The 7,223-nt window shown below is 67.7% G+C and carries 6 protein-coding genes; 1 reads left to right on the top strand and 5 read right to left on the bottom strand.

Features of this window, described 5'->3' with window-relative positions:
* The 5 genes from V3572_RS01375 to V3572_RS01355 all read right to left on the bottom strand — a co-directional run.
* The coding region (locus V3572_RS01375; protein ID WP_332109178.1) for an NADH-quinone oxidoreductase subunit C at window positions 1–700 on the bottom strand (700 nt) is incomplete at its 3' end.
* Between the two features lie 10 nt (window positions 701–710).
* Entirely contained in the window at window positions 711–2,192 is a 1,482-nt protein-coding gene (locus V3572_RS01370) for a proton-conducting transporter transmembrane domain-containing protein (protein WP_332109177.1), read from the bottom strand.
* Window positions 2,193–2,194: 2 nt separating this feature from the next.
* A complete protein-coding gene (locus V3572_RS01365; protein WP_332109176.1) occupies window positions 2,195–2,839 on the bottom strand; it encodes a hydrogenase-4 component E in 645 nt (214 codons plus the stop codon).
* A 142-nt stretch (window positions 2,840–2,981) separates the two neighbouring features.
* The gene (locus tag V3572_RS01360) at window positions 2,982–3,890 is read right to left on the bottom strand and encodes a respiratory chain complex I subunit 1 family protein (RefSeq protein WP_332109175.1); all 909 of its coding nucleotides are present in this window, start codon (window positions 3,888–3,890) and stop codon (window positions 2,982–2,984) included.
* A complete protein-coding gene (locus V3572_RS01355) occupies window positions 3,887–5,905 on the bottom strand; it encodes a proton-conducting transporter transmembrane domain-containing protein (RefSeq protein ID WP_332109174.1) in 2,019 nt (672 codons plus the stop codon). Before V3572_RS01355 ends, V3572_RS01360 begins: the two co-directional genes overlap by 4 nt.
* 280 nt (window positions 5,906–6,185) lie before the next feature.
* Between V3572_RS01355 and V3572_RS01350 the strand changes: the two genes are divergently transcribed.
* Complete coding sequence (locus V3572_RS01350; protein WP_332109173.1) at window positions 6,186–7,109, top strand: nodulation protein NodZ; 924 nt, start codon at window positions 6,186–6,188, stop codon at window positions 7,107–7,109.
* The last annotated feature ends 114 nt before the right edge of the window (window positions 7,110–7,223 follow it).

The following is a 7,223-nucleotide window of genomic DNA, read 5'->3' as shown; positions in this document are numbered from 1 at the left end:
GGGACTCCACGATCCGGCACCAGGCCAGGGTGTGGCCGATGGTGGTGTCCCCGGCGGCCGTGGCCATGAAATGGGGGATGCGGCCGAAGCCCTGGCCGCCTGCGGCCAGCGGGCCGACAAGCCCGCCCTCCAGGGCGGCCTCGATGCCCCGGTGCTGGAAGCCCAAGGCGATCTCCAGGTGAAAGACCGTCTCCCCGTGGCACTGGAACCGGAAGTGCCCGGGCTCGATGACCCCGGCGTGGATGGGCCCCACGGCCACCTCGTGGACCTCGTCTCCCTCGACCCGGAAAAAATCCGTGTCGGCGGGCAGGGGCCGGGGGGCGTCCGGGGCGACCGGGTTGAACGTCCCCGGGGTGTGGTAGCGCACGGGCTTCAGGCGCGGGTGCCCCACGGGGATGACCCCGAACTGCTCGTAAAGCTCCCGCTCGAAGAGGTGCGCCTGGGGGATGTCCGGGGTGAGCGCCGGATAGCGGTCGCCGACCTCGGACAGGACCGGGCGCAGGATGCCTGCGCCGTCCCGGGCCACCACGGCCAGAACGCGCACCGCGCCGCCAGCCCCGGGCAGTCCGAAAAGGGCCGACAGGCGTCCGCCGCCGCGCACCTCGCCCACCAGGAAGGTTCGCAGGGACTCGAAATCCAGGACCGGGATCAGATGTTTCGGGACAGATTCCCCGTTGCGCATGGTCAGATCGGGCTGCATGGCGTTCCCCCTACATCCCTGCGGCCAGGGCGGCGGCCCGGGTCAGCAGGTCGCTGAAAAAGGACGGCGCATACAGCCCCAGAAGAAGCGTCAGCCCGCCAAGGACCAGGGGCGGCCCCACGGACAGGGCGTCCTCGCCGCGCGGCCCCGGGGCGATATGCGGGGTGGGCGGCCCCTGGGCCATGCGCAACACCGGCACGGCCATGCCGCAAAAGATCAGCCCCAAAAGTCCCAGGTAGGCGGCGGCCAGCACGAAGCGTCCGGCGTCCAGGGCGGCCTTCAAGATGGTCAGTTCGCTTAAAAAGATGCCGAAGGGCGGCGACCCGGTGATGGCCAGAAAACCCGCCACCCACAAGACCCCGGTGACCGGCAGGGCGCGGATGACCCCCCGGGCGTCGTGGGAGGACTTGGTGTGGAAGGCGGCAAGGATGTTGCCCGCCAATAAAAACAGCATGGCCTTGGTCACGGAGTGGGCCGCCGCGTGCAGCATGCCGCCGAAGGCCGCCGCGCCGCCCAGACCCATGGCCAGGGACAGAATGCCCATGTGCTCCACGCTGGAATAGGCCAGGATGCGCTTGAAATCCCCCTGCCCGATGATGAAGACGGCGGCCGTGACCATGGAGAAAAGCCCAAGGCCGATGAAGATCGGGGAGCAGAAGTCGGCCAGCCCGGCGGCCACGCCGATCTGATGCGCCCGAAGTATCCCCAGGAAGGCGCAGTTGAGCAGCGCCCCCGAGAGCAGGGCCGAGACCAGGGAGGGCGATTCGCTGTGGGCGTCGGGCAGCCAGGTGTGCATGGGGGCCAGGCCCATCTTGGCGCCGTAGCCGACCATGAGAAACACGAAACCGGCCTTGAACCACATGGGATTCATGGTCTTGGCCCGGGCCAGCAGATCGCCCAGGTACAGGGAGGATTCGGTATCCGGCGCGCCGGAGCCGCCTGCGGCGGCCAAAAGGATGTTGCCCACCAGGGCCAGGGCGATGCCCACGGAGCAGATGACCAGGTATTTCCAGGCCGCCTCCAGGGAGCGGTGGTGGCGGTGGAAGTAGATCAGCGGGGCCGAGGCCAGGGTGGTGGCCTCGATGGCCGCCCACAAAAGCCCCAGGTGGTGGGTGGCGGTGACCAGGGTCATGGAGCCCAGGAAAAAAAACAGGCAGGCGATGAACACGGCCTGGGGGGCGTTGGAGAAAAAGGCCCCTTCCTGGAAGTCGCGCCGTTCGTCGGCGTGCTCATGGGCCAGATAGCCCACGGCGTAGACGGCGGCGGCCGCGAACAGGATGCTGGTCAGAAGCAGAAACAGCCCCCCCAGGGCGTCGAGCAACAGGATGCCGCCGAAAAGGGCCTCGGCGCGGCCGAACACGGCGGCCACGGACAGGATCAGGTGCGCCCCGGCCCCGGCCACGAGCAGGCCCCGCCCGGCCGGGCCGGTTCGGCACAAAAAGGCCGTGCCGCCGAGCACGAAGGGGAGGATGACCAGGATGGCGAGCAGCATGGCTAGTCCTTGAGCGAACAGAACCGGTCGGTGTCGATGCAGTCGAATTGCCGGTTGATGTGGTGGATGGCGATGCCCATGACGAAGACGGCCACGAACACGTCGAGAAGGATGGCCAGTTCGATGAAAAGCGGCCCGCCCGGGGCCAGGACGGCGGTCAAAAGGAAGATGCCGTTTTCCGCCGTGAGATAGCCCATGACCTGGGTGAAGGCCTTTTTGCGGGTGACGATGAGCAAAAGGCCCGTAAGGATGGCGGCGAAGGCCGCCGCAAAGGACCGGTAGGACTCGGCGGGCACCCCCAGGCGTCCGGCCAGCCACAGGGAGGCCAGAAGCCCCAGGATGCCAAGCAGAATGGACAGGGGATAGCCCAGGTAGGGCTCGATCTCATGGCGCACGACCACCCGGCGCAGGGTGCGGTGCAAAAGCAGGGGAAAGACCACGCCTTTGAGCCCCAGGGCCACGGCGCACAAGACGGCGGTGTGGACGGTCAGCGGCCCGGACTCGAAGATAAGGGGCGTGACGCTGATGACCGCGCCCTGCAGGGCCACCAGCCGGATGCAGGTCACCAGCCGGCTCGAGGCCAGAAGGGCCAGGTTGGCCAGGATGACCGGCACCACCGCCGCGTGGGCCAGGGAAATCATGTCCATGTCTTTTCCGCCCTCCCGTCCGCGACCATCGAATCGTCGTCCATGAACCGGCCTTCCGTCCCCCCCGTTACGGGATTGCCAAGGGCTCCGCCCTTTGGCCGCCGGAGGCATCTCCACATCCCACGCCCCGCGCCCATGCCCGTCAGCCCCCCACCAAGATGAGCGCCAGGGCGGCGAAGGCCCCGGCGGCGGCCAGAAGCGGCGGCACCCGGGTCAGGCGCAGCCGGGCCATGACCGATTCCGTGACGCCCACGGCCACGGCGGCGGCGAAGACCCCGGCCAGGCCCCACAGGGCGTCCCAGGCCAGGGCGCCCGAGGCGGCGGGCAGAAGCAGGCTGGTGGTGACGGCCGCGAAGATCCACAGCTTGAGCGTCTGGGCGTATTCGATGATGGCCAAGTCCGGGCCGCCGTGGTCCAGGGCCATGACCTCGTGGATCATGGTCAGCTCCAGGTGGGTAGTGGGATCGTCGAAGGGAACCCGGCAGTTTTCGGCCAAAAGGATCAGGAACAGGGCCACGGTGACCAGGGCCAAGACCGGCGCGCCCGTGAGCCAGGAGCCCGCCGACACGGCCGAGAGCATGCCCGTCAGCGACAGGTCGCCGGAGTGCCGGGCCAGGGCCAAAAGCCCGAGGAACAGCATGGGTTCGGCCAGGCAGGAATAGACCGCCTCCCGGGAGGCCCCCATGCCCTCGAAGCTCGAACCGGTGTCCAGGGCGGCCATGATCGTGAAAAAGCGGCCCATGGCCAGGAGATAGGCGAAAACGAAGATGTCGCCGGGGAAGGACACGGCGGCCGGAAGCCCGCCCAGGGGAACGAACAAAAGGGCCGTAAGCGTGGCCGCCAGGTTGATCGTGGGCCCGGTCCTAAACAGCCAGGTGGTGGTGCGGCTTATGGTCGCGCCCTTGCCCAGACACTTGCGGATGTCGCGGTAGATCTGCGTCAGGGGCTTGCCCTGCCGCCCGGCGAAGCGGGCCTTGACCCGGTGGATGACCCCGAAGGCCAGGGGGGCCAAAAGAAGCGGCAAAAGGACGGCCAGGACGCGGGCGGTCATGAGGCGAACCCCAGGGCGATGGCCAGGAGGATGACCAGGGTGGCCAACAGGTAGAGGATGTACAGGTTCAGGTTGCCTTGCTGGAAACGCTTGAGCGCGTCGCAGGCTGTGAGCACGGCGGAAAACAGGGGCATGAAAAAGCCGTCCTTGACCCGGTCAGGCGTTTCCGAGGCGAAGCGGGCGCCGCCGGTGGCCGGGAAAAGGCCCTCGGGCGGTGTGAACCGGCGTTTTTCACCGAGCAGGCGGCGAAACAGCACGGTCATGGGCTCGGCATAGGAGGAGGCCGTGTACTGCATGCGCGGCGCGGGCTTGATATAGCCGCAGTCCCAGGTGCCGTGGGACCGCACGCTGCGCCCGGCCAAAAGCCTGGCGCGGGCGAAGGCCAGGACCAGGGCCAGGGCGGCGGCCCCGAAGGCGATGATCGCGGCGGAGGTGAGAAGCGTCTCAGGATGGATCGTCGCCGAGGGCAGGACCGGCAGGGCCGTGGATTGCCCGGCCAGGAGCAGCCGCGCGGCCGGAAGCATGGCCGTAAACAGGAACGGGGCGGCCAGGGCCGCAGAAAGGGCCAAAAGCCCCAACGACCACATGGCGGCGCGCATGAGCGGGCCTGGATCGTGGGCCTGGGCGTCGGCGGCGTCGTCGGTGCGGGGTTCGCCGGAAAAAATGACGCCCATGGCCCGGGTGAATCCGATGACCGACAGGCCGCCGATAAAGGCCAGCCCCGCCACCCCGGTCCAGGCCCAGACCGCATCGGTCAGGGGCATGTCCATGGCCGCCATCCCGCCGCCCACGTAGATGAGAAGCTCCCCGAAAAAGGCGTTGCCCGGCGGCAGTCCGGAGATGGCCGCCCCGGCCAGGACGCAGACCGCCGCCGTAAACGGCATGCGCTTGGACAGGCCGCCCAGCCTCTCCATGAAGCCGTGGCCCACGGCGTGCAGCACGCTTCCGGCCCCGAAAAAGAGCAGCCCCTTGAGCAGGGCGTGGTTGATGACGTGAAAAAGCAGTCCGGCGAAGGCGAAAAGGGCCGGGCCGGGATGGCCCGTGGCCGCAGCCAGCACCCCGAGTCCCAGGCCCAGAAAGACGATGCCCATGTTTTCGATGCTGGAGAAGGCCAGAAAGCGTTTGAGCTCTCCCTGGCCAAGCCCGGCCAAGAGTCCCAGAACGCCGGTCAGGATGCCGATGGCCAAAAGGGTCTGGCCCATCCAGGGGGCCAGCTGGCCAAGAAAGGTCAGGGCGCGCAGCACGCCATAGACCCCGGCCTTGATCAGCGCCCCGGACATGAACGCCGAGACGTGGCTTGGCGCGGCGGGATGGGCCTCGGGCAGCCAGACGTGCAGGGGGACGATGCCCGCCTTGACCCCGAACCCGGCCAGGGCCAGGAAGAAAAGGGCCGGGGCGAAGGGACGAAGCACGTCCGGGGCGACCCTGGCCATGGCCGAAAACTCCATGGACCCGGCCAGATGCCCCAGGATCAGGAAAAAGGCCATGAGAAAGGCCGTGCCCAGGTGGGCGGCGAAAAGGTAGGTGCGCGCCGCAGCCCGTACCCGGTCCTCCTCATGGTGCAGGCAGATGAGGAAAAACGGGGCCAGGGACATGATCTCCCAGGACACCAGGAAAAAGACGGCATTGGTGGCGCACACGGTCAGCGCCATGCCCAGGACCATGAGGCAGAAAAAAAACCAGTGCGCCCCAAGATTGCGTTTCCCGGCCAGCCCGGACAGGTAGCCCCGGCCGTAGAGGGCGGCGGCCGCGCCCAGGAGGAACACCGGGAGCAAAAACAGGGCGGAGAGGGGGTCGATGGTCAGGGAGACGGCCCCGTAGGGCACGCTCCAGGGCAGGCGCAGGGCCGGGGGCGCGGGGGAAAAAAGGGCGGCGGCGGCGGCCCAAAGCCCCAGAAGACAGCCCAGGAAGCAGCCCAGCGGCCCCAGGAGATTGGCGGCCCGGCGGCGACCGCTGCCAAGCGCGGCCAGGGCCGAGGCCAAAAGGAGAAAAAGGGCAGCCAGATACAGGGTCATGGGCGGGTCCGTCGGGCTTTTTTGTGCGCGTGGACCGGCGGGACGTCCGGGAGGGCGTGGCGTCGGCAACGGATGTGCGTTTTTCGCATGGGCAAACCGCTCCATGTCCGTCAATCAAAAAAGGGTCTGCCTATACCTCGGAAACGGGGAAGTCAACACGTCGGCCGGATGGCGGCCATTCCACCACGTTTCGCCACGTTTTGACAGGGTTTTCCCCCAGGGCTAGGTTGTTTCGGCATATGCTCAGGGCGGGGCGGATGGCCCGCCGCCGGGGGGGGGCGTGGAAAAATACCTGATCGTCAAGGGCTCGGGGGGGCTTAGCAACCGCATCCAGGCTGCGCTGGCCGGGATCGGCTATTGCCTGCTCACGGGCCGCACCCTGTGCGTGGACTGGCGCGACGGACTGTATTCCAACGCCTTCGAGAACGTCTTTCCCCTGTATTTCGCGATCCCGGGTCTGCGCACCGTGGACGTCCCGCCGCCGGTTTCGCCGCAGACCGCCATCTTTCCGGAATTCTGGCGCGACCGGCTGGCCGATCCCGTGGCCGTGGAATATCTCTTTGACAACGACCATTTGAGCCGCGCGGTGCGGGAAAAGACCTGCATCGACTTCACCAGGACGGACTACGGCCAGGACGTGCTGGTGGGCTGGGGCGTGGACCTTGCTCCAGCCCTGGCCCTGGCCCCGCTCCTGGCCAGGGACGTGCCGGGGTTTTCGGGCCGGAAGCCCATGCAGGCCTGCCGTGACCTCCTGCGCGGCTACCTGCGCCCCGTGCCGGAACTGGCCCGGGCCGTGGAGGATTTCGCAGCGGCCCGGTTTTCGCCCTCGGGGATGATCGGGGCGCACATCCGGCACACGGACCTGAAGGCCCCCCTGGACGCCTTTGTCCGGGTCATCCGGGAGGCCATGGACAGGACCGGGCACGGGCTGTTTCTGACCACGGACAACCGCCAGGTGCAGACCACGTTTTGCCGCCTGTTCCCGGGAACCGTGCATACCGAGAAGTTTTTTCCCGAACCGGGCGAGCCCCTGCATGCCTACTACCCAGGCCAGGACAACGCCCGAAAGGGCTTCGAGGCCCTGGTGGACATGTATCTTTTGGGGCGCTGTCGGCACATCGTGCATTACGCCCCGAGCTCCTTTGCCCGGGCGCCCATCCTGTTGTCCGGGCTGCCCCCGGAGCGGATCACGGCCATTGATTGATAGCGGCTTCTCCTCGCGGCTGGGAACGTTCCGACCCTCTTTTCGGCGCTCTTGAGTTTGGCGAACCGCCTAGGTGCAGTCCCTGTATTGCCGAGTATGTTATTTGTACTATCC

This window comes from Desulfolutivibrio sp. (genome assembly GCF_036584575.1).
GTDB lineage: Bacteria > Desulfobacterota > Desulfovibrionia > Desulfovibrionales > Desulfovibrionaceae > Desulfolutivibrio.
The sequence above is the reverse complement of the archived record's forward strand: the minus strand, read 5'-3'. Positions and strand labels throughout refer to the sequence as shown.